20 protein-coding genes are annotated in these 22,022 nt (G+C 56.8%); 15 read left to right on the top strand and 5 right to left on the bottom strand.

Going from position 1 to position 22,022, the window contains the following annotated elements; genetic code table 11:
- The first annotated feature begins 289 nt into the window (after positions 1-289).
- Positions 290-2,215 carry a protein kinase gene (locus IQ254_RS06940; RefSeq protein WP_193965442.1) on the top strand — a complete coding sequence of 642 codons (1,926 nt, stop codon included), beginning with the start codon at positions 290-292 and terminating at the stop codon, positions 2,213-2,215.
- A 27-nt stretch (positions 2,216-2,242) separates the two neighbouring features.
- Here the strand turns inward: IQ254_RS06940 and IQ254_RS33065 are convergent, their stop codons facing one another.
- The 3 genes from IQ254_RS33065 to IQ254_RS06955 all read right to left on the bottom strand — a co-directional run bounded on the left by IQ254_RS33065 (position 2,243) and on the right by IQ254_RS06955 (position 4,838).
- On the bottom strand, positions 2,243-2,572 hold the full coding sequence (locus tag IQ254_RS33065) for a DUF4113 domain-containing protein (protein WP_313887388.1): 330 nt from the start codon (positions 2,570-2,572) through the stop codon (positions 2,243-2,245).
- A gap of 329 nt (positions 2,573-2,901) precedes the next feature.
- Positions 2,902-4,176, bottom strand: coding sequence for a VWA domain-containing protein (locus IQ254_RS06950; protein WP_193965443.1), 1,275 nt, complete (start codon positions 4,174-4,176; stop codon positions 2,902-2,904).
- Positions 4,173-4,838, bottom strand: coding sequence for a MerR family transcriptional regulator (locus IQ254_RS06955; protein ID WP_193965444.1), 666 nt, complete (start codon positions 4,836-4,838; stop codon positions 4,173-4,175). The genes IQ254_RS06950 and IQ254_RS06955 overlap by 4 nt, the downstream gene beginning before the upstream one ends.
- 62 nt (positions 4,839-4,900) lie before the next feature.
- On the opposite strand from IQ254_RS06955, the gene IQ254_RS06960 reads away from it, so the two are divergent.
- The gene (locus IQ254_RS06960) at positions 4,901-5,737 is read left to right on the top strand and encodes an SDR family oxidoreductase (protein ID WP_193965445.1); all 837 of its coding nucleotides are present in this window, start codon (positions 4,901-4,903) and stop codon (positions 5,735-5,737) included.
- Between the two features lie 61 nt (positions 5,738-5,798).
- Here IQ254_RS06960 and IQ254_RS06965 read toward each other — a convergent pair whose 3' ends face one another.
- Together IQ254_RS06965 and IQ254_RS06970 are read right to left on the bottom strand one after the other, a co-directional pair.
- Positions 5,799-6,275, bottom strand: coding sequence for a hypothetical protein (locus tag IQ254_RS06965; RefSeq protein WP_193965446.1), 477 nt, complete (start codon positions 6,273-6,275; stop codon positions 5,799-5,801).
- A 286-nt stretch (positions 6,276-6,561) separates the two neighbouring features.
- Positions 6,562-6,981, bottom strand: a complete 420-nt coding sequence (locus IQ254_RS06970) for a hypothetical protein (protein WP_193965447.1) — start codon at positions 6,979-6,981, stop codon at positions 6,562-6,564.
- Positions 6,982-7,525: 544 nt separating this feature from the next.
- Between IQ254_RS06970 and IQ254_RS06975 the strand changes: the two genes are divergently transcribed.
- The 13 genes from IQ254_RS06975 to IQ254_RS07035 are packed head-to-tail and all read left to right on the top strand — an operon-like array spanning position 7,526 to position 22,003.
- The gene (locus tag IQ254_RS06975; RefSeq protein WP_193965448.1) at positions 7,526-7,966 is read left to right on the top strand and encodes a hypothetical protein; all 441 of its coding nucleotides are present in this window, start codon (positions 7,526-7,528) and stop codon (positions 7,964-7,966) included.
- Position 7,967: 1 nt separating this feature from the next.
- Positions 7,968-8,279, top strand: a complete 312-nt coding sequence (locus IQ254_RS06980; protein WP_193965449.1) for a hypothetical protein — start codon at positions 7,968-7,970, stop codon at positions 8,277-8,279.
- Complete coding sequence (locus tag IQ254_RS06985; RefSeq protein WP_193965450.1) at positions 8,272-11,076, top strand: hypothetical protein; 2,805 nt, start codon at positions 8,272-8,274, stop codon at positions 11,074-11,076. Before IQ254_RS06980 ends, IQ254_RS06985 begins: the two co-directional genes overlap by 8 nt.
- Positions 11,073-11,882 carry a hypothetical protein gene (locus IQ254_RS06990; RefSeq protein WP_193965451.1) on the top strand — a complete coding sequence of 270 codons (810 nt, stop codon included), beginning with the start codon at positions 11,073-11,075 and terminating at the stop codon, positions 11,880-11,882. Before IQ254_RS06985 ends, IQ254_RS06990 begins: the two co-directional genes overlap by 4 nt.
- A gap of 5 nt (positions 11,883-11,887) precedes the next feature.
- A complete protein-coding gene (locus IQ254_RS06995) occupies positions 11,888-13,006 on the top strand; it encodes a hypothetical protein (protein WP_193965452.1) in 1,119 nt (372 codons plus the stop codon).
- Positions 13,007-13,009: 3 nt separating this feature from the next.
- Entirely contained in the window at positions 13,010-13,756 is a 747-nt protein-coding gene (locus IQ254_RS07000) for a hypothetical protein (protein WP_193965453.1), read from the top strand.
- On the top strand, positions 13,753-15,321 hold the full coding sequence (locus IQ254_RS07005; RefSeq protein WP_193965454.1) for a TrbI/VirB10 family protein: 1,569 nt from the start codon (positions 13,753-13,755) through the stop codon (positions 15,319-15,321). Before IQ254_RS07000 ends, IQ254_RS07005 begins: the two co-directional genes overlap by 4 nt.
- 11 nt (positions 15,322-15,332) lie before the next feature.
- On the top strand, positions 15,333-16,049 hold the full coding sequence (locus IQ254_RS07010) for a hypothetical protein (RefSeq protein WP_193965455.1): 717 nt from the start codon (positions 15,333-15,335) through the stop codon (positions 16,047-16,049).
- 3 nt (positions 16,050-16,052) lie between these two features.
- Positions 16,053-17,897, top strand: a complete 1,845-nt coding sequence (locus IQ254_RS07015; protein ID WP_193965456.1) for a hypothetical protein — start codon at positions 16,053-16,055, stop codon at positions 17,895-17,897.
- Positions 17,898-17,899: 2 nt separating this feature from the next.
- Positions 17,900-18,430 (top strand): hypothetical protein, encoded by a 531-nt coding sequence (locus IQ254_RS07020; protein WP_193965457.1) that lies wholly within the window; start codon positions 17,900-17,902, stop codon positions 18,428-18,430.
- Complete coding sequence (locus tag IQ254_RS07025) at positions 18,427-20,145, top strand: type IV secretory system conjugative DNA transfer family protein (protein ID WP_193965458.1); 1,719 nt, start codon at positions 18,427-18,429, stop codon at positions 20,143-20,145. The genes IQ254_RS07020 and IQ254_RS07025 overlap by 4 nt, the downstream gene beginning before the upstream one ends.
- Positions 20,142-20,477, top strand: coding sequence for a hypothetical protein (locus IQ254_RS07030; RefSeq protein WP_193965459.1), 336 nt, complete (start codon positions 20,142-20,144; stop codon positions 20,475-20,477). Before IQ254_RS07025 ends, IQ254_RS07030 begins: the two co-directional genes overlap by 4 nt.
- Positions 20,474-22,003 (top strand): hypothetical protein, encoded by a 1,530-nt coding sequence (locus IQ254_RS07035; protein ID WP_193965460.1) that lies wholly within the window; start codon positions 20,474-20,476, stop codon positions 22,001-22,003. Before IQ254_RS07030 ends, IQ254_RS07035 begins: the two co-directional genes overlap by 4 nt.
- Positions 22,004-22,022: the final 19 nt, after the last annotated feature.

Here is a 22,022-nt window from a genome sequence, read left to right on the forward strand (position 1 = left end):
TAGAGACCAATGAGTTTTGTGGCAGATCACCCCAATGCGTTTAATCCGGTTTTTCTCCGCCAACGGTGGGAACTGTAAGTGAACCAACTCTAGTGCCGGAATTATGAGTGACCTCGCTAAACAGTCCCCTCATCAGGCCAAGGCATCAGCCAGTGCTTCCCTGAAGCTACAGCGGCAACATCAGGCTAAGAGAGCCACGACCCCTCAACCTGCTGCTCCCCAGCCTGCACCGAGCCAGAAAAAAGGTAGTCCTCTCGTCGGCTACGGCCTTATTGGTGGAGTCGCCACTATGGTGCTCGGCCTGCTTAGCGGTAACGGATTTATCACCGGAATGGGACTGGTAGGTGGTGGTAGCGTTGCTTTAGCTGGAGGTTTACAGCGATCCAACCAAACCGAAGTTGTGGTTACCCAACCGGTACCCCCAGCCCCTGCTGCCGCCCCGCCCCGGAAGAAAAAACTTTCTACCTTGAAGAAAGGCGATGTATTAGCTGAAAAGTACCGTGTTGAAAGCAAATTGGGGGAAGGAGGCTTTGGGGCGACGTTCCTAGTGAGCGATATCACAAAGAATATCCAGAACACCTATGTGGCCAAAGCTCAGAAGCTCACTGGAAAAGCGAGCCAAGATGAAGAGCTCGTCGAGCGGTTTGAACGAGAAGCCGCCGCCCTGCAGCAGATTGGCAGCGGACACGGTCAAATTCCCACACTATTTGACTATTTTGACGATCAAGGCAACTTTTTCCTTATTCAAGAACAGGTAAAAGGTAAAACCCTGATGGATGCCCTTATTGAAATGATTGATACGGGGCATGTATTCTCCATTGGCTATGCTCTGAAACTCATCGACGAATTGCTAGATGTCGTTCAGCACCTCCATGTTCAGGGTCTGATTCACCGAGACATCAAACCCCAAAACATCATCCTCAGAGAGGGAGACGGCAAGCCAGTTTTAATCGACTTCGGTCTGGTTAAGCAAACTGATGATGATAATCCTCTGCAAACCGGCACCATGGCTGGTACACCTGGGTTTATGCCCATTGAGCAGCAAATGGGCAAAGCTCTCTACCAGTCTGACTTGTATGCGATCGGCATGGTGTTTCTATTGCTCACCACAGGCGTGCCTCCCCATCAGCTAGATGTTAACGAGCAAATCGAGTTTGATCTGGATTGGACTCAAGAACAACTTGGCGAATCCCTGAGCCACTGGCTGAGAGTTGCCATTGCCCCACTACCCCAAAATCGATTTGGCAGTGCCGATGAAATGCGCCAGGCACTCCTCAGCATCCGCGACCAGTCGCTCATGGCTGCAGGTTATGGGCAAGCCCTAGAAGCTCTCGGGATTGCATCTGGCCTGAATGCGGCTGATCAACAGGGCAAGACGGCTAACGTTAGAGTCTCGGATGTACGTCGAGAGGGCCGAGCTAAGAACCTTCCCTCTCAACTCGTTGGCATTATCACAACCCAAAAAGAAATCGATGCCTTCAATGCTTTAAAGCGTCTGCTTGAACGCAATGGCTTAGAAGGAGACCTTCTGGATATGGAGGACACTCCCGACTTCTGCAATATTCACCTGAAAGAACATCCCAACTTAGTGGTGGTACGTCTCTACTTCAATGATGAATCTAAGCTGGCCTTTGCTATACCGGATGAGAATGGATTAGATACCGTCTACCCCATCAGTACCCTCCGAGGCATTGCGCCTAAGACTGAGGCAATCCTTGCAAGGTTAGAGGTAGTTCAGCAACAAGCGGGGCTCAGCGTCCAGCAAAAGGATGTTCAAGACTATATCCCTCAAGACGATGAAGACTTGGTCGAGCGAGAAATTCGGCCCGCTATTATCGAGACCTTGACGGATATGTTTGGTCCTGATTTTCGCCTTCTATCCATTCAGACCGAAGATAATCCATTCCGTATCTACGGCCAGTTCGAAGGGCTAGAGACCCAGGCCGGACGAGTTTTTGACTATGAACTTAGTCATAACGCTAAAGGCCAGTTAGCTATGGTCTATCGCATGAATCCAGAATGCTTGGCTCAAGAAGAAGCAGAGGAAACAGCCCGAAACGCTGAAGAAGACCGATTGGCAACTGATGGGATCTATACCGTGGGCTGGCTACAACGTAATTTCGACTCCTTTCAAGCCGCGAAGGAGCATTTTGGTGTTCGAGCTAAAAGTTGGACAAAGTTAGCTGAGAGGCTGAATCAAGCCCCAGGCGAGTAATACCTTACCGACTAGAATTGGGCTGTCCTATGAGACTATCCTGTGGCAAAACCCCACAGTCGGTATCTCTCCCCAATGAGTCGTGTAGCTCTGTGAGAAATACTCTGACCGCATGGCCCAGGCGGGCTTGAGGCCAATTGCGCCAAACTTGAAGGCATCCGGGCTGAGCTTGCGGTTGAGGTTGTCCATTGCGGACATCAGGCGATCGCGCTTCTTGGGGTCTACCGGAGCCGCAAACAAGCTGCCTTGCACCTCGCCAGCTAGGCTTAACTCAGTAGCGATGACCTTGGCCTTCAGATACTCATACCCCGGCGTAAAGGCGGCTTCTGCCAGCCTCATAGCCTCATGGATGAGCACCGCTGTATCGTTGGTAGGTTAGTCAAGTTCAACTGAGCGGGCGGCTGAATATTGGTTTTCAGGACGATAGTGGCTGGTCCGCATCGAGACAGCAAAGTGGCCCGCTACCAGACCATCGGCCCTCAGCTTTTCGGCGCAGCGGGTGGTGCAGAGTAAGTAGGACAGTGGTTTCAGCGCTGATTAAACTCGGCGAGACAGCTAAACCAGGCTAGTACAGCGACAAGACCTAAGCGCAGGGTTGACGCCTTCTGGAAGGTATGAACAGCAGAACTTTTGGGAATGACAGCCCTGGTTCTTCGTACTGACGCTGCACTAGTGTAATTGCCTATCTATTTAGAATCCATGGATCGCTGGGGCTTAGACTTGCCCGATCGCGACAAGTTAAAGGACTGCGAAAACGCCTTCTTCCGGGCACTGGTCACGTTGCCACTCTGGTAGTCAGCCTCTAAATCTTCCAGAACCGCCTGTTCCTCCATCAGCATGGCGCTGGGGGCCATAGCGGCCATAGCAATGCGGGCATCGGTGAGAGATTGTCGGGCCGAGGCAAAGTCACCCCGGTCAGAAAACCGGATGGCTTCGCGACGGGCACGAGCCGCCATCAGCAATGCCACCTGCTCTTGCACCGCTGAGTTGGCTGGAAAGTCGCTGAACTGCGCGGGGCTCACCAGGGGTAGCTCCAGCCCAGCCCGCAGCACCTGACGACCCAACTGTTCCGCATCATCCCAGGCCAGGCGCACCTGCATCAGTTCGCCGATGCGCTCCAGGGCAGGCACCTGCAAGCGCACCACTACTTGAATGGGCGACCCCACCATCAGGTTAGGCAGCTTATAGCGCCGAGTGTCGGTCATTTCAAAGTCATTCAGCACATCCAGAACGGTGACACCTTGGCCGGGTTTGACGCCTAGGCTGACCCGCTGGCCTGATGTAGCAGCCAAGCCCGATAGCTCAGTTTCAAAAATCGTCGGCAGCTGCTCGGCAGACTCGATGTGGAAAAAGTTGCCGTCGCCGCTGCGGGCCATCGCCGCGAGCAGGTCTTCGCTGTAGTCGTCGCCAATGCCCAGGGTAGTGGTGCTGACGCCACGTTTGGCTAGACCGTGAACATCGCTTGAGATCGCATCCGGTCTAGTCTCGCCCACATTGGCCAACCCGTCGGAGAGCACAATCACCCGGTTGAGCTGGGCGGGGTTGAGGTACTGGCTCACCTGCACCCCACCCTCGACCCAACCGGCGTGGAGCGCGGTAGAGCCCCGCGAGTGGATGTGGCGCAGCTTCTCTAGCAGGGTATTTTTGTCGGTGGCCAGGGTGCTGGGCACCAGGGTTTCAATGCGATCGTCGAAGAGGACAATGCTGATGCGATCGCAGGGCAGCAAATTCTCCACGGCAAAGCGAGCGGCTTCGCGGGCGTAGTGCATCTTTTGCCCCTGCATGGAGCCAGAGCGATCGATCACCAAGCTGAGGTTAAGCGGCACGCGATCGGCCTTGAGGGTAACGGCTGGAGGAGTGATCCGCACCAGCACATCGAGGGTGATGGGCTGCTGGGTGACGATCGCCCCGTGGAGCGGAATCAGTTCAATGGTGGGCAGGGCAGGTTTGGATTGAGTCATGGTGGCCTTTGGGTGGATTTGAGGTGGGCGAGGTGGTCAGCAATCAGCTGGAGCAGGCTATCCCGCTCGTGGGTAGTGGCGGGAGCCACAAAGTCTTGTCGGACGTGGAGTTCTAGACCGTCGAGAATCTCTAGATGAGTCCAGGTTTGGGGGGTAGATGTCGATGGGGTAGCGGGTGCCAGAGCAGGTGCCGCCAGGGGAGCCTGCATCGCTGGACTGGCAGAACGCTTGGGCAAACGGTCCGATGAAGAGGATTCCCGGCGGTCGCGAATTTGGGACAAAAACGCCAACGCCGGGTTCGCGGCCTCCACCGTCAGCTGCACGCCGCCTTGCAGAATGTCTTCTAGCGCGGTGTCAGCCTGACCGCCGATCAGGCTGCCGATGGAACTGGCGCTGTAGCCTTCCGCCAGCAGACGGCGCAGCACCAGCAATTGCAGTAGATGCCGGTAGGTGTACCGGGCTTCGCGCCCCTGCTTGAGGGGCTTGTCTAACCATCCCTGAGTGGTGTAGTAGCGCACCAGCCGAGGGTTCACCGGTTCCTGCCCGCGATTTCCAGAACTCTGGTCGGGCAAAAACTGGGGTAGCAGGTCGTTGGTCACCTCAACGAAGCGATCTAAGACCATCTCGGGCTGTTGCTGGGCAATCTGTTGCAACATGCTCATAGGCCCATGATAGACACTTGCAAATTAAACTGTCAATATCACTTTGAACTGCAATCATACATATGGCATCTCCCGTCGTTCTGATCACCGGCTGTTCGTCGGGTATTGGTAAAGCTCTCTGCCAGGCCTTCCATCAGCGAGGCTGTCGGGAGGTTGCGACGGCCAGACGGTTAGAGACCCTGGATAGCCTGAAGGCCCATAGCATTATGACCTTGCCTTTAGATGTGACTGACTCGGCGGGCATCCAGCAGGTGATTGCAACTGTACTGGCTCAGGAGGGGCGCATAGACCTGCTGGTCAACAATGCGGGCTTTGGGCAGTTTGGCCCGCTGATGGATCTCAGCGCAGCCCAACTCCAGGCCCAGTTTCAGACCAATGTATTGGCCCCCCTGGAACTGGTGCAGCAGGTAGCCCCGGTGATGAAACAGCAGCGATCGGGTGTTATCGTCAACATCGGCAGCATTTCGGGGGTCGTGACAACGCCCTTTGCAGGCGCTTACTGTGCCTCGAAGGCAGCGTTGCACAGCCTGTCTGAGGCCCTGCGCATGGAATTGGCCCCCTTTGGCATTCATGTAGTCACGGTGCAGCCAGGCGCGATTCAGTCAAATTTTGGTCACGCTGCGGAACAAGGATTAGCGGGGGTGCTTTCACTGGAGTCGTGGTACGCGCCGCTTGAGTCAAAGATTCGCGATCGGGCCGTGCTGTCTCAGGCGCAGGCGACACCAGCAGACACGTTTGCGGAGCAGCTCGTCGCGGCAGTAATGAGGCCACAGCCGCCAATGACGATTCGATTAGGGAAAAAGAGCAGGTGGTTGCCGTTGCTCAAGCAGCTGCTGCCGCCCAGGCTGATGGAGTTTTTGCTCAGACGGCAGTTTGGGCTGACGCAAATCCAGCGATGAGGAGGATACACTCCGCTACTGCTTTAGCTCTCAGGATCGGTATCTAGCTACCACAAGCCGATCAATCATCTGATTGAAGCCGTTCGATATGGCACTCATAACCCTCTCCGAGCGCCCTGCGCCAACATTGCAGTACCCCCTCTGAGTCGTCTGTAAATTGCACGATCAGCAATTCAGTAATAGCTCGGCGATCAGGCACGCTGCCCTGGGGATGCGACCAATTCGCTCGCCTCAGCACCGCTTTGACTCGCGCTAAGGTTTCCCATCCACACTGGGGCGCAGGGGAAAAGCTCTCCCAAACCTCAGACATCAGCGACACTGCATCCGGTGATAGGGTCTCTGGACACAGCGATTCGGGCAACCCAATCGCTGTCGTCAACTGCTCATCCGACCACCATGCCCACCACTCCTCCCGGTGCAGCAACTGCACCTCCTCAGCCTGCCGAATCTCTGACCAGGGCGTCTTATCTAACTTAGCCAGACGAATCGCCTCAGCCCAAGTCACCGCTACATAGCGGCGCGTCATAAATCGAGCCATGATGCCCCTACCCCGCTACCGGCCCACTCACACCAAGAGCAACGGGATAAGGACTACTCCCCACCGCCTTGCCCCCAAAGCGTCCACTCAAAAATCTCTTCATTCCAGCCCAGCGATCCTGAAAACAACGGTGGCCTGGTGGTGTGAATTGCACCTATCTGGGGGCAAACAGAGCTTCACTGCGCTACGTATAAATTGAGTAGCAAATATCACCAGTACACCATATGTACTGAGCCGCCGCGCTAAATCCGGAAGAAAAAGTAAACGGGTGACGAGGTTTACGAAATTAACTCTGACGGCCTTCTATATCTGATTCCATCAGCGAGACAGCTCGCTCATAAATCCGCAAACCCAAAAGTACCAAGCGCACTAGCATTTGATCAGGATTCCGCTGACTCGCCTCCGCCAACTCCACGATCCGCTCTGTTGGAATGTGTTCGTTGAACAGAATCAAGTTAGCTTCCAGTTCGTGGAGCAACGGGCGGCGGTGCTTTTGAGCACTCTCTCGGAGAGTCTGACCCACGTCACTCGTGAGCAGAAGTTCCAAGATTTCAGCTAGAAAAGGCGATCGCTTTCGATTCCCTTCCACCGCACATTGTGCCTCCAGTGCCTCCAGCAGTTCCGCCGTCATGTAAAACGTAGGACGACATCCTACATCTGAGGAGTCGGATGGCGATTTGTCTTGGGGCACAGAGGACTTGACCATAGGAGTGACAGGGGTGAGACCAACTGCCGCTATCCTAGCCTCCCCATTGAATGAACGAAACATCGTAGTGTCACAGCTTTACAGAAGCCTGAGGTTAACAGATATAAGCTTTCCTCCGCTTTACATCACCTTGACTCAGAAAGCCTCGCACTCTGCTTGGTCGCCGTCGTTAGTGTCTGACATAGCCCCGTTGTACCTCAGCCTACACATTCGTACGTCTTCAAACGACGTGAAGCACTGCCTTCAGGAGGCTTTAGGCATTTTTAAACATTTTTGGTTCTCTTTAGGCATGGCAAATTTCTGTTTGTAAACAAAATCTAAAGCCTGCTTTACTTTTCAGAAGTACTACTCCAATATGAGCCATAACACTTTCAACATGAAAGTACAACAAAGATTGAGTCATCAATCTTGAGTTCCTGATGAAGTTCCGTGCTTAACCTGCGGGTGGTGAGACCAACGATCTGCCGCCCATAGCTGAAAATCGTCCTACTCAATCTGTTCAGGGAGCAATCTACCTACGTCCGCATCACTTGGAGTAGGAGATATGAATCTTGTATCTAACCGCCTGGGGCATCTACGGCCTCTAGTTCAGCGCAGCCGTAAGACTCTTTCTAGAGCTGGCGATCGACTTGCCCACTTCAAATTCCGTGGCCTCAGCGGCTGGTCGCTGTTGGGCCTTTTTACCGGCATCCTGCTATTCATCAGCATCACGAGCCACGCCAATCCAGCCATGGCCCAGCTCTTTGACACTGTTGAAGGTGAGGCTCAGAACATCTTCGGGCAATACCTGGATGGCGACATTATCAGCTTTATGTTCGGCCTGCTACGCCTGGTGGTGTGGGTGTCAGCCGTAGGCTTTGTGTTCTTTGCCGTGTATCAGGCCCAACGGGGCGAACAGTGGCAACCCCTGCTGCAAAACGCCTTCATCATCATTGCCGCTGTGGTCATTGTCGAAGGCCTGAGCCGCCTGTTCTTCGGAGCCTGAGATGAGCGACTCTGAATCACGGCTGTACTGCCCCGTGAATCCGAGCCTGGGCCGTCAGCCTTCTCTTGGCCCGATTCCGGCTAACCTGCTGGCTCCCTCGGGCGGCATCTTCGTCGGCTTCTACATTTTGATTGAAGTCCTACTTGGGCTGGGGTTTGTCCCATTCCTGTTGCTCAGCACCTGGGGTATTTCCACCTGGTGGGTGGTGGTCGGCGAAAAGACCTGGCTTTTTACCCACAAGTTTGTGCCCGTGCCCGATTGGAAACGGGGCCATGTGCCCTATCAGCGTCATTTACCCAACCATCATGAGTAAACCAAGGCTTGGAACACAACGCTATCGTTTTCGGCCCTTCGAAGATGAATCGCACCTGGAATGCCTTTGCCATCTGAACCTGCGGGGGCGCAATGTCGGAGCCTATCTGCTCAAGCACCAGAGGCAATACAGCCTGGTGTTTGGCTTTCGCAGCCGAGGGATTCATACTCAGCTGCAACCGGGGCAGGCGGAACCCACGTTGAAGCGACTAGAGGACGGGTTGAAGGGGTTTCGACCGGGCGATCGCCTGCGGATTCATTGGCGATCGTTTGCCGATGACAGGGAGCGCCAACAATCCCTCGAAACCCTGATTCAGACCACCAGTACTCTAGAAAGCCAGTTCCTTTTGCTGGCGCAACAACGGGCCACCCGTGACCTCACGACCGAGAAACAGCGCCAGCCCAAGCAACTTTACCTGTTTGCCACCTACCCCCTCGGGTCGGGGCAAGAGCAAAGTGCCGACCACGTCGAGAAGCTGCTGGCCTGGGTGGTGGCTCAGTACGACACCTTCAAAGGGCTGAAGGAGCAGAATCAGCAGCAGTCCTACGTGCAGATCCTCACCCAGGGCTTTACTGACGGTTACTTGCACTGGGAACAGCAGCTCAATGCCCGCATGGGTCTTCAGGTTACGCCCATGGGAACCGAGGATCTGTGGCAGTACCTCTGGACTCAGTTCAACACAACAGCAACACCCTCAATTCCACAATGCCTGGAGCTAAATGATACTGACGGCGATGCCGAACTCAGCGAGCTGATCCACGATCCGCTGCACGCCACCTCTCGCCTGATTCGCGGCGAGAACGGTCAACCCAGCCATCCCAAAGCCGACCGGCAGTGGGTGCAGGTCAAAGGCAAATTCGTCGGGGCCGTAGTGCTGGAATCCAAGCCCGCCGGGTTCACCACCCCTGAGCATCAGCTCTACTACCTCTGGCAAGCCCTAGCCCAGTTTCCCGATTGCGAATGCGTCTGCGAACTCGCCGCAGCGGATCGCATGATGACCCGCGTCACCCTGCAACGGTTGACCAAGCAAAGCGTCACCGCTACCTTCCGAGCCAATCTGCTGCGGGATGTGGATGTAGCGTCTCAGATGCGGATGAAGCAGGGAGTTGAAGCTCAAGAGCGGATTTACGAGGGAGCTCTGCCCATCTGGGTCAGCGGGCTGGTGCTGCTCCATCGCGATAGTCCCGAGTCTTTGGCTGAAGCCTGCCAGAAACTCACTAATGCCTTCCATCAGGGCGATTTTATTCGGGAGACCGAAATTGCCTGGCAGTTGTGGCTCAGGTCATTGCCGATTGTGGGCGATCGCCTGATCGACGATGGTCGCAGGCAAATGTACCTGACCAACGAAGCCCCTGGGTTGATGCCGGTAGCCTGTCCTCGCACCATCGACAACCGGGGCATCGAGCTGATCACTCGCGATGGCCAGATGCCGGTCTACCTGGACTTTGTGAATCAGCACCGGGGGATGCTGGTGTTCGGCGAGACCCGCAGCGGCAAGTCGGTGCTGGCGGCGGAGATCTTTGTGTGGGCGATCGCCAACGGCATGAACGTCATCTCGCTGGACTACCCCAAACCCGACGGCACCACCACCTACACCGACCTGGTGAAGTTCTTTGGCGACCAGGGTGCGTATTTTGACATCGGGTCCGAGAGCAACAACCTGTTTCAAATTCCTGATCTTAAAGGCTTGCCCGATAACCAGCGGCAAGAGCGTTTAGACGACTACAAGGAGTTTCTGGTCAAAGCTCTCGACACCATGGTGATGGGCACCGAGACCGACAACCAGCTGGGGAAGCGAGTTCATACCGTTCTCTGGCAGGCGCTGTACAACTTCTTCGAGACTCCCCAAATTCTGACCCGCTATGACGCGGCGTTTGAATCAGGATTCGGCAGTCCAGAGTGGCAGCACATGCCAACGTTGGCTGACTTTGTTGAGACTGTGGCCAACCTGGATCTGGAGGTGGAATCGGCGCTGCTCAATGAAGCCGTCGCCACCATCCTGCTGGAGCTGCGGGGTTGGCTCTCCAGCCGCGTCGGCAAAGCTATCTCCCAACCCTCCACTATCCGCACCGATGCTCGGCTCACCGTCTTTGCCCTTCGCAACGTCGGCGACAACATTGAAGCGGCGGTGCTTGCGCTTTCGGCGCAATCCATGGCTTTCCGCCGGGCGCTGGAAGTTTCTGATTCGCTGCTGGCTATCGACGAGAGCCCGATTCTGTTCAAGTACAACGGCATTGCTCAGATCATCGGCCAGGTCTGTGCCAACGGAGCCAAGTCTGGCATTCGCCCCCTGATCATTGGTCAAGACCCCGACACCATTGCCCAATCAGTAGCTGGGTCGCAAATCCTGCAAAACCTCAACACCCGCCTGGTTGGGGCCATCCAGCCCAATGCCTTACCCTCCTACCAACGGCTCTTCGGCTACGACCCCAGCCTGCTGCGGCCCAACACCGAAGAGTCCTTTCGCATTAGCCCTGGTCGGCTCTGCTCCCACTGGCTGCTCGATGCCGATGCCAGGCTCACGCCCTGCGCCCACTATCCCTCTCCCGAGCTGCTGGGGGCCGTGGCCAACAACCCCAAAGAACAGAGAGCCCGCCAGCGGGTGTTGGCTCAGCATCCCAACAAGTTTGCCGGGTATGCCGCCTTTGCGAAGGCCTACGTCCAGACGCTGCGTAGCGGTCAATCTCTCGATGCGATCGCAACTGCTACCCCTCAGTTTGAACTGATTCATCCAGCGGCTGAGCCAACTCCCAACGGTCATCAGTCGCAATCGTCAACCCCTCGGAGGTCATCATGACAACTCAATCAAAACGCCAACGGCTCCGCTATCGCCTCATCTTTGGCACCAGCCTTAGCCTGGTACTCCTTGGCATCGGCACGGCTCGTGCTTCCCTCCAGCCCGGCGGCTGGGGCCAGCAGTGGCAGGACTGGGCGACAGAAAATCTCTCCAATCCTTTAGAAGACATCCTCTCCCAAATCGAAGAGACGACAGCCTTAGCCGAAGAGACACTTCAGAATGTCTTGGGCGATCAGTGGGAAGCGCTGAAAACGGCCTTAGGCAGCAACCTGCCCGATCCGACCCGAGTACGGATGGACGAGGCGGTGCCAATTCAAAGCATCCTTGGCACTGACCCCACTACTCAACAGCGGGAGCTGGCCAACCGCTACGACCAGGAAGTGGCCCGCTCGATGGCCTCGCCCTGGCTGGGCGACCAGGGCCAGACCCGACTCTCGACCCAGGCCGAGCAGACTTCTAACCTGCTGCAATCCAGTGAGGCTCGCACCCAGCAGGCACAATCCATGGCTGAAGCCGCCCAGGGCATGAGCGTCAGTCAGGACGTGATGAAACAAAACGCCCAGATTCAGGCGTCGGTGGCAGCCCTGCTCCACGAGCAAACCCAGCTCACCGCCGAAAACAATACGACGTTGACACAGCTCCACCAGCTTCAAGGGATGCTGACTCAGCTTGCCGCCAACACTAGCGAAGGCATTGACGAGGCCAATCGGCGCGAACGGGTGGAGCGCCAAATTTCGATCTCCGGCTCCGCCCAGGCTCCGATCTACATCCCCGGTGCTTTGGGGACTAACACCTCTGGAAATTAAGACCGATGCTCAACGCTCTCCTACCATCAAGCATCGTCTTCCCTGCTCAGGTCACGGGCGGTGTCGGCATCATCGACGACAGCGTGCAGCAGCTTGAGGCTGTGCAGCAGGCCTGGGATGCCCGCTGGGAAGATATCTTTGCTTCCTCAAGTGGGTTGTATCTCGGCATCAACCAGTTTGCCTCGATCATTCTGGTCGGTGCCTTCCTCTTCTTTGCCGTGGGCTGGGTCAAAGAAGCCATCGAGCGAGGTATCTTCCCCGCTCTACCCAACGTGCTCTGGGTGCTGACCATCGCCGTGCTGCTCTTTAACAACGGAGCCCTGCTGGGTTCCGCCACCCTGGGCATCCGCAACCTGATCAATGCCCAAACTCAAACGGTGCTTCAAGTACAGGTGGGTGAAGTGTCGATGCTTGAAGCCCTCAACGACGTGATTTTGTCCCAGCAGGCCAAGGCCGTGATTCAGCAAGAGTACGCCGCCTGCGATGCCCAAACTGGTCAGGCCCAGGTGGACTGCTTCATCCGCGCCGGAGAACGCGCCCAACAACGGTTGGATCAGGAGTATCGCTCCCGAGGTTTCTGGAGTGCAGGACTGCAACGGCTCTGGAGTCGAGTACAGCAGATTAGCCAACAGGTTGAGCAGGTCTACCAGTCTGGTGAGGCTCCTATCGGGGGCAATCCCCTGGCGGACATCCTGGTCGGAACCGTGCTGCAAACCAGCAGTCAAGCCCTGGCGGAGCAATTTCTCAAGGGCTGGCAATGGGCCTTTGCCAACCTGCTGGAGATGGCGATGCTGCTGACCGGGTTGATTGGGCCGATTGCAGTCGCCGGTTCCGTTGTACCGCTCCAGGGTCGCCCGCTGTGGTCATGGCTGGTGGGCTTTTTCAGCCTCGGCATGGCCAAGTTTTCCTACAACGTCATCGTGGGTTTAGCCGCAACGGTGGTGGTCGCAGCCGAGGCCCAAACTTCCAGCGACTTTGGTTTTCTGCTGCTGATCAGCATTCTGGCTCCCGTGCTGGCCCTAGCCATTGCTGGAGGGGCAGGGATGGCGGTCTTTCGCGGTGTTTCCGGTGGGGTGACGCGACTGATTGCGGTCGGCACCTCTGCAATTCCCATTCCGAGGTAAGTCATGGAACTGCTTGAACTTAGCCGTAAGGTGAAACGGCCTCGTATCCATTCCAGCGATATCTTGCCCCTAGCCTTTGCCGGGTTATCGGTAGGGGTGCTGGTCTTCGCATTGTCTTTGCTGTGGCTATCGGTCTCGGTGTCGCGGCTGGCCAATCAGAGGCCACCCACCCTGGTGCAGCAGGTGGATGGTCGCGCATTTTCCGTGCGACCGGCAGACTACCGCCACCGGGAACCCGAGGTGATCCGCCAGGTGGTTTCGACCTGGGCGGTGATGACCTTCACCTGGGGCAAGCTGCCGGGTGAAGGGGAGAAAGCCGTTGATGAAGGGGTTCAGGTTGCCGGGCGCGATCGGGTGTCTAAAGCCGCATGGGAAGCCTCATTCCTGCTGGCACCGGACTTCCGCGATGCCTTCCTCCAAACCCTGGCCACTGAGGTGATTCCTGAGGGCGTCTTTGACGGGCAGGTGTCAGCGGTCTTGATTCCCCAGCACATCTCCCCACCCCAGGCGATTGGCGAGGGCCGCTGGCAGGTGGATTTAGTGGCCACCCGCGTGGTGTTTGAAGCCAGCAACCCGGCTGGGACCACCCTGACTTTCAACCGCCGCCTGACGGTACGAGCTGTCGAGCCCACCGGCAAGCCCCTGATTCCCGATGCGTCGGAGTACCAGACCATTGCCTACCGCCTGCTGGAGAGCGGGGTGCAGATTGAAGCGATTCGACCCATTCAACCGGAGGACGTGAGCCGATGAGTTCCCTCCCAGAACCTGACCTGGAGATGCTGCGCGAGATGATGGGCGCACCGGATCTTGCAGAACCGCTGGTGGCTGAAGAGGCTTTCACAGAACCTGTGCAGTCTGAGCGGCCCCTGTGGAAGCTGCCGGTGCCCAAGCTGGTGTTGATTGGTTCGGCCCTGGTGCCGGTCTTTGCCTTAGCGGGTGTTTTCATTGCGGGCAGTCGTCAGGGTGATGCGCCCGGTACGACGACAACTACAGCCGAACCTGATCAGGCTGAGACTCAACCCCAAATGGTGGAAGCAGAGCTGGAGGAAGCTAGAGCAGAGATTGCTGCCCTCAAAGCTCAGATGGCGCTGGAAGATCAGGCGACGGTACAGACGACAACCTCGGGAGCACCGCTTCGTCCGGCTACAACGCCTGCACCGCCGTCTCCCACGTCAGTGACAGCGCCGCCCAGACCAACGTCTCAACCCGTCGGATCAGCTCCTCCACCTACCGTTTCCGCAAGACCGACTTCCCCAGCTGTCAGTTATCCAGCTCCAACACCTCGCTTGCAACCAGCGGCGACAACTACCCCTGTAGTCCCGCGCCCGACAACGATTTCTGCGGCCTCAACATCGGCAGCAGCCCCGGCGGTTGATCCTGCCGAACGCTGGCAGCAGCTGGCTCAGGTTGGCAGCTATGGGAGTTTACCCCTATCAGAGGAATCCGCTGAACCTGCTTCGGTGCCTGAGCGTGTAGCTCAAGCGCAATTTACCTATGTCACGACCCTACCTCCGGCACCCGCTCCCGTGAGTCTGCCAGAATCCATACCAGCTGGGGCAGCTCCTGAATTTTCAACCGGTGAGGTTTCTGACTTGGAAGGGGTAGCTAATCCTGAGGAGCTGTCTCCACCTGCTATTCTCACCACGGCTGAAGAGCGTATTCTTCAACCGCCCTCAATCCCAGCCTCTCTAGTCGCAGGGACTCAATCCAACGGTTCTCTAACAACGCCGGTCATCTTGGATAGCACGGCTGAGGGCAACAATCTGTTGGTCGTACTTTCAGAACCGCTGGTTGATAGCGAGGGCCAGGTGGCAATTCCGGCGGGTGGAGAGCTGGTGGTACAGGTAGAAGTGGTTTCAGATAACGGGCTGGTACAACTCTCTGCTACCCAGGCGATCTGGTCTGACCAGGGCCAGGCTCGCGAACTGATATTGCCTCAGGGCGTGATCCAGATTCGGGGGCAGGGCGGGGCACCGCTTCAGGCCGAATCCTATGACGACATCGGCCCCGGCATTGCCGCCATGGATGCCGGACAGTTTGCTTTGGGCTCCATCCGTCGCGCCAGTGAACTCTACACTCGCCCCAATACTCGGGTCGAAACCGGTAATGGCACAACCGTTGCGACTACCGAAAATCCGGCTCCAAATGTATTGGCCGGAGTATTGGAGGGAGGTACCGACGCCATCCTCGACACCATTACTGAGCGCAACCAGCGGGCAATTGAGGAGTTGGAGCAACGGCCACGCATTGCCTATATCGAGGCCGGTCGGCCTGTGCAGGTGTTCGTCAATCAGTCGATGCAGATGCCGATTTGAGGGTAAGCTCAATGATTCGATCTTGGAAAACGTTAGCCCTGTCGTTGGCTTTGGTGGTGGCCTCTGGCCCAGCCTGGGCACAGGCGACCCGCACTATTTCTAATCGGGCCGCTCGGGGTGATTATGCTCCGGTCACGGTTGAAGTTCATCCCGGTCATGGGGTCACGCTCAACTTTCGCCCGGTGGGAGCCATTGTTCGCCGGGCCTGGCTCGATGATCCCTCTCAGGTGACGCTGGATTTTGACGACACCCGCTGCGCAGCAGTAGCGGCACCGGGGGAGTGTGCCGCCACGGTGATCCATCTGCGGCAGATTCAGCCCCTGGCCTTTCCGGGTTTACCTGCCACAGCGACGACTACGCTGACGGTCGTAACTGATCGCGACCTCTATACCTTTCAACTGGCCTTTCCAAATTCCGGCGCACCCGCCTACAGCATCCTGGCGATTCAACCCGATGCTCCGTCACCCTATGCCAGCGCTATTTTGACGACACAGATCGCTAGCCCTGATGGTGTGAGGTGGGTTGAGCAAGGGCTGCTCGAAGCTCAACGGCGAAATCTGGTGGCCACTGAAGATCCGCTCTGGGAGAGGCTTCAAGCCCTACTTGACCAGCTCAAGCAGGGAACACCGTTAACCGAAGCCGCGCAGGCAGCCGGAGTATCCGAAGCGCTGGTGGTGCGACTGGCGGAGTTAGGCCGATCTGATGCTGGAATCACCCAAGGGAGATAACCTATGAACAAACGATTTCGACGACACCTTCAACGCCTGGGACTGGTGACTTTGGGCCTGCTTACAGCCGGTCTGGTCTGGTTGAGACCTGCCCTGCAAGCTGCTACAGAGCCTTGGATTCCTACCGTACCCGTGCAATGGGATAAACACTACGCGCGGGTGCCCGATTGGTCGCAACTGACCTTTAGCAATTTGCCGCCGCTACTGTCTGGTGGAACTGTTGACATACCTAGTGAGCTGGTCAGCAGCCTGGGCTACGACCCGTCCCGAATCTGGCAAGCCGGACAGTCGGTGGCCGAGGTATTAAAGCTGGGCGATTTTCAGACCAGTCTTTATCCTCAACTGTTTAACCTCCAGACTCTGGCTCAGATGGGTCAACTTGACCTGAGCCAGGTGTCCCTAAGCGCTTTGGAGATGGTCGGCTGGCAGCGAGTTGAGGATTTGGTCGCGGCGATTCCGGGGCTAGGCAACCTGCGGTTGGAGCAGGTGCCGCCTCTGGAAACCCTCATTTCTGAGGTACTGCCGGTGTCGAGTCTACAGAGGCTCAACGGAAATGATTTGAACCTTTCTAACCTGTTGGCGGAGTTTCCAGATCTGGGCCAACTGAGCTTGGGGCAACTGGGCGAGCAGCTCAATGCCTTTGCCATGACCGATATTCCTGGCCTAACCGACATCTCTTTCCAAAACTTTCGCGACTGGGGCAACAGCACCATCGGCGGGGTACCGGGACTGGCCTCAGTGCCTCTAGATCAGATGCCTAATCCCCTTTCTGGAGCTGGTGCTATTGGCCAGATTGATATGGTCTACGGCCAGGCCGAAACCCAGCGACAAACAACCATCTCTGGCAGCAAGCAGGCGGGCTTTCAGGTGTCATGTGAGGAGTCCTGCGCCCATGTGGAGTTTGCGGGTACTCCAGGACTGCACGGCAAGCAATGGATTTCAGGGCAGGTGCAGCAGGTGCCAGGGGGTGAAGGATTTCTGTCGTTTGTCAATGGGGGCCAGGAGCCGACCGGGCGACATCCCTTCGGCGATGCGTTCAAGGTAGCGCTGTGGGATGTGGATGAGTCCTCGGGCACGGTCAGCACGGCGCTGTTTTTCCGGATGTGCCAGCGGGGAGGATTCTTGAGTCCGGATCTGGGTTGTACGCCCTACTTCATTGGCCCAGTGCCCTTTATGACCTACCGGGAAACCGACTTTATGTTGGTGGGGGCGTTAGAAGGTGGGGGTGGGGGCCAGGCGTCGTCGAGTCTGCCCGTGGTATCGGCTTCCCCTGGTGGGTTGAGCCAGCCAGCTTCGCAAAGAGAGCAACCGCAAGCGGCTGATCTGAGCAGTTTACAGCCCTGTGAGCCTAGCGAGGACGGGCTTGACCTGGGGTCACTCTCAACCGCTATTTCTACTTTCAGCCGTTATCCCACGGCCATTGGCCCTTATGGCTGTGATGCCCAGGGTCACTGCGGTCGCCGGTTGAGCCAGTATCCCTTGATGAGCTATCAGCCAGAGGTGCAGTCGATGATTGCGGCTCAGCCGGGAGGTCAGGAGTTTCTCAAGCGAGTTGAGTCTGGAGCTGAGGTTAATGCTGATGAGGTAGAGCGCTTCTTACCAACAGACACCCAAACCCATTTGGTGAAGGAATCTTTGCAGGCTATTGCTGAACAGGCCCAGGGTGAAGGGCTATCCGATGCTGCCCTGATTGAGCGCATTGGCCAGCACTACTTTGGTGGGCCAGGAGTACCGGTTGAGGGCACGGTGGCTGACATTCAAGGCCAGGTCTTTCTCAATCCTCAAACGGCTTCCTTAAGTCAGGTCTATGCCCAGGCACAGGGCTGTATAGCTCAAGGAGGTGGCTAAGGATGAAACGAGTTTTGCGTGTCAAACCCCTTCTAGTCTGGCTGGTAATACTCCTAGCTCTGGCGATCTGGCTCTGGCCTCGGCCATCTCAGACCGGCTGGCAGTCAGCTCAGGAGGTGGCTCCCCTGGCCCTACTCAGCCAGATGATGCAGGACAACTTGAGTCCTACTTTCCCAGTCGATCCGGGTCAGATGCAGATGTGGAAGGTACAGGTTGCAGGCCAACGCCAACCACTGTACTTGGTGGATTCTCGGGTGGAGGGCAGTGAGACGCAGCCACTCTGTGGGGCGATTGGCTGTGCGTTCTTTGGTTATATCCCCCATGACATTGGTTTTCATCGGGTGCTAGCGACCTATCTCAATCCCCATGTATCCCCAGGTCGCGACCTGATTGAGCCGACGACAACTATGGAGCATGGCTTCCCCCTGCTGGTTGTGACCCAACTGGGGAACGAGGGCCTCCAGCAATACACCCTGGGCTTCAATGGCGAAGTCTACGAGATTCAGCAAATCGACACCCTGACAGGATTATGACGACATCCTCTCAACCCCAACGCCCTCTGGATCTCAGCATCCTACGGGATACGGCTCAACCTTTCCTGGACTCCGGCATGGGTACGCTGCTGCTCGGTCTGGTGGTGCTGTGGGTGGGGATGAGTCTGTTTGGCAACAGCACCAACAAGAACAAGCTGGCGACGGGGCGCTTTGCGGGGAAGGCTGAACGACGACGGGCAAAAGCTCTGGGGCGAAAGCAGCAGCAGCAGCGCCATCCCGCCAAAGTACCCCTCAAAGCAGGCAATCTCGATATCCCCCAGGCCCAGCAGAGCATTGTGGTCGCCGGAGCCCCGGACTCGGGTAAGACCTACAGCATCATTGACCCGGCGATTCGTTCAGCCATTGCCCAGGGGTTTTCTATCGTAGTCTACGATTTCAAGGGCAGTCAGCTCGCAGCCCATGCCGCTTGGGCCGCCAGTCAGGGCTATCAAGTGGATGTGTTCGCACCGGGGCAGCCCTACACCGGCATCTGCAACCCGCTCGATTTTCTTGAAGACGAAACCGATGCCCTGATGGCGTCGCAACTCGCGGCGGTCCTGCAAAAGAACACCCAGCGGGACGGCGGCTACCGAGATAACGACTTCTTCAATAGTGCCGGTACCAACCTGGTTGAGGCAGTGATGCTACTCGCCAAGCGCACCCCCTACCCCGACCTGCTGATGGCAAACAAAATCTTGAACCTTTCCAATTTGCCGGGGCGCATCCGGCAGGCCGGGGAGTCGGGATGGATTCCACCCTGGACGATGGAGAGCTTCAGTCAGCTGATTGCCTCCGAGGAGGCCGATAAGCAAATTGCCGGGATTGTCGCCACCGCTCAGCGCACCTTCAAGACCTTTACGGGTAAGCAGTTGGTCTCTAGCTTCTGCGGCCAGACCACTATTCCGCTCGATATGACCGGCAGGCGCATCTTATTTTTGCAGGTGGATATCCAAAAGCGTGATGCTGTGAGTCCACTGCTAGCGGCCATCCTGCACCTGATCGTTACCCGCAACTTCGCTCGGCCTCGATCTGAACCGCTAGTGATCGCCCTGGATGAATTACCGACGCTTTATCTGCCGGATTTGCCCAAGTGGATCAACGAGTTTCGCTCCTACGGGTTTGTGGGGCTGCTGGGCTACCAGAACTTTGCTCAGCTCCAGCACATCTATGGGCGCGATCTCTCCAGGGCGCTGTTTGCCGCCTGTGGCACCAAGGTGTTCTTTAACCCCAAGGATCGTGAGACGGCTCAGGAGTTTTCCGGCTATCTGGGTGAAAAGGACGTGCGGATTTACACCTGTTCTCGCAGCCAGGGCCGCTACAGCAGCAACAGTCGTTCGGAGCAGTGCCAGCGGGTGCCGCTGATGACAGCGGATCAGATCCTGAAGCTAGATCAGGGGGAATGCGTGTTTATCAACCCAGCTTACCGGGGTGGGGGCGAGGCCTCGGTGCCGCTGCGGGTGCGAGTGAAGATTTCCAAAAAAGAGCAGGCGACTCAAGCTAGGAGCGAGGCGCTTTGGCACAGCACTGTGCAGCAAAAACTCATTGCCCGCTCTCAACAGCAGCAGACGCTGACGGATTTAGATGACGAGAACCAAAAGCGCAAGGAAATCGCTGAGTGCTTATTTCCTCTGCCATTGGGTAACGGGCAACAGCTATCAAGGTTATCTGCCAGTTCTGACATTACCGAAGACGAATTTGATGAGGCATTCCGATGAACCACACCATCACAACTTGGGGACTTTCCCCAAGGGCTACATCATATTTAAGCCAGCACCCAGAGCAATTTCCTGCCCTGGCTGAAGCAAAAGCCTTACCTCCTTTACCTCCTGGCTATGTGCCCGAGGTGGTGGAGGTGTTGTTTGACGACCTGCCATACCTCCGAGCGGTAAACGGAGTGCTGATCTTCTCTAGAGACTGCTTGTCCGACTACCAGCCGAGTTGCGTGGAATATCGCCTAGATGACCAGCTAGCCTTTTTCCAAATCGGCAGTGAGGTGGTGGTTGATCGATTGGGTGGTCTAGCGCTGGTGCAAGGGAGGGTGGCATGAATCCCTTTGTGATTAGTCCCCAGGAAGCCCAGGCGATTCAGGAAGATGAGGTGCAGTTGGTTATGGCCCTGGCCCAGGTGAGTCAGCGGTTAGCAATGACGTTTCAGCAATCACCCCAATTGCCTCAAGCTGGGCAAGATGACCTGCGGATTCAGGTGGGGCAGCGGGTGGTTTATGGTCAACTGGCCGATGGCACGATTCGGCGAGAGCTGAACCCCAACAGCTTGAAGGTGATTTTGGATGCGATTCAGCAGCCGGTCACCCCAAGCGTTGACCCGGACGCGTATCGGGGCAAAGTCCCAGCGATTGAGATCCGCGATCGTGGGATGGTGCTATTTCGCGAAGAGCGAGATGGGGCCATAACGGTTAACCAAATTCAGATGCAGATTGGGGAGACTACGGAGAAAGTTGAGCCTGGCATTCCCAGCCCAACCCTGAATGGCCGCAATGGGAAAACTCCCGAGGCTCCATCACCAGACCTGACAGTTGACCCAGAGGCTGTGGCTCAGATCGCGGCTTGGCTGATTAACCCTCTCAATGAAGCAAAGCCCATTTATGATGCTGTAGCCGTAGGCGACTACCAGATCAAACAGAGTGGTCACCACCTAAGCGTTAGTCGCGACAACCAGATAATTTTGGTGGTGCGCGATAGGGCGGTAGTGTCCAATCAATTGCAGGACACTGATCGGGCCGCATTCCTGGAGCTGGAGACTAGGCTCTCCCCATCTGTGGCTGCAGAGGCAGCTGCGCCAGAACTAGCCCGCAATGGGGCAACCCCACCAGCGATCGCCGTACTGAACCAGGAGGCGGCGCGGTTGGAAGACAGCCGAACCAAGACCCTGCTGAAGACGACAACTGAGAACTGGCAAGGCCAACCTCTGGATGTCCGCGTAACCCAGTGGCTCAGCCAGCACCTGGAGAACCGGCGTAATCAGCAGATGGCGCGAGCAGTGGTGGAGCTGTTTCAGAGGGGACACGAGCGTACCGGAGAAAACCTCTATCAGATCGGGGACTACAACCTCAGCCGCAAAGGGGCTGGTGACTACAGCCTGCGAGATCAGCGAGGCGAATTGATGCAAGTGCGGGTAACGAAATCTACTGGTCTGGGGCGAGGCATTGAAGTGGTATCGGTAGCCGAGCGGGTCAGCAATTTTCAACGCCAAGAACTGCAACACTTACGCCATAACCGGACGGCGATGCCCCAGGGCAAGCTGGACGTGGAAGCGGTCTATGCGGCTCGCACCCGCCGGGTCGAGCATACCGTGCGGAATTTCCTCCAGAGCCACGTCTACGCCAATACTTGGAATAAGGAAGGGGGCCAGTTCAAGCTGGAAGTGGGCACTGACGATCTGCTGCGCATTACCGACAAGTGGGGACGCGGGGTGGTGTTTGAACGCCACCACAGCAACGTGGTCTCACGGCTCAATCAGCAGGATTTACTGCACTTTGAGCGATTGGATCAGCGGATGCAGCTGGTTAAGCAGCCAACCCAGCGTCAGCCTAAAGCTCAGATGGAGCTGGGCTGAATCATCACCGCAATCAGGG

The sequence above is a fragment of the Nodosilinea sp. LEGE 07088 genome, from assembly GCF_015207395.1.
Taxonomy (GTDB): domain Bacteria; phylum Cyanobacteriota; class Cyanobacteriia; order Phormidesmidales; family Phormidesmidaceae; genus Nodosilinea.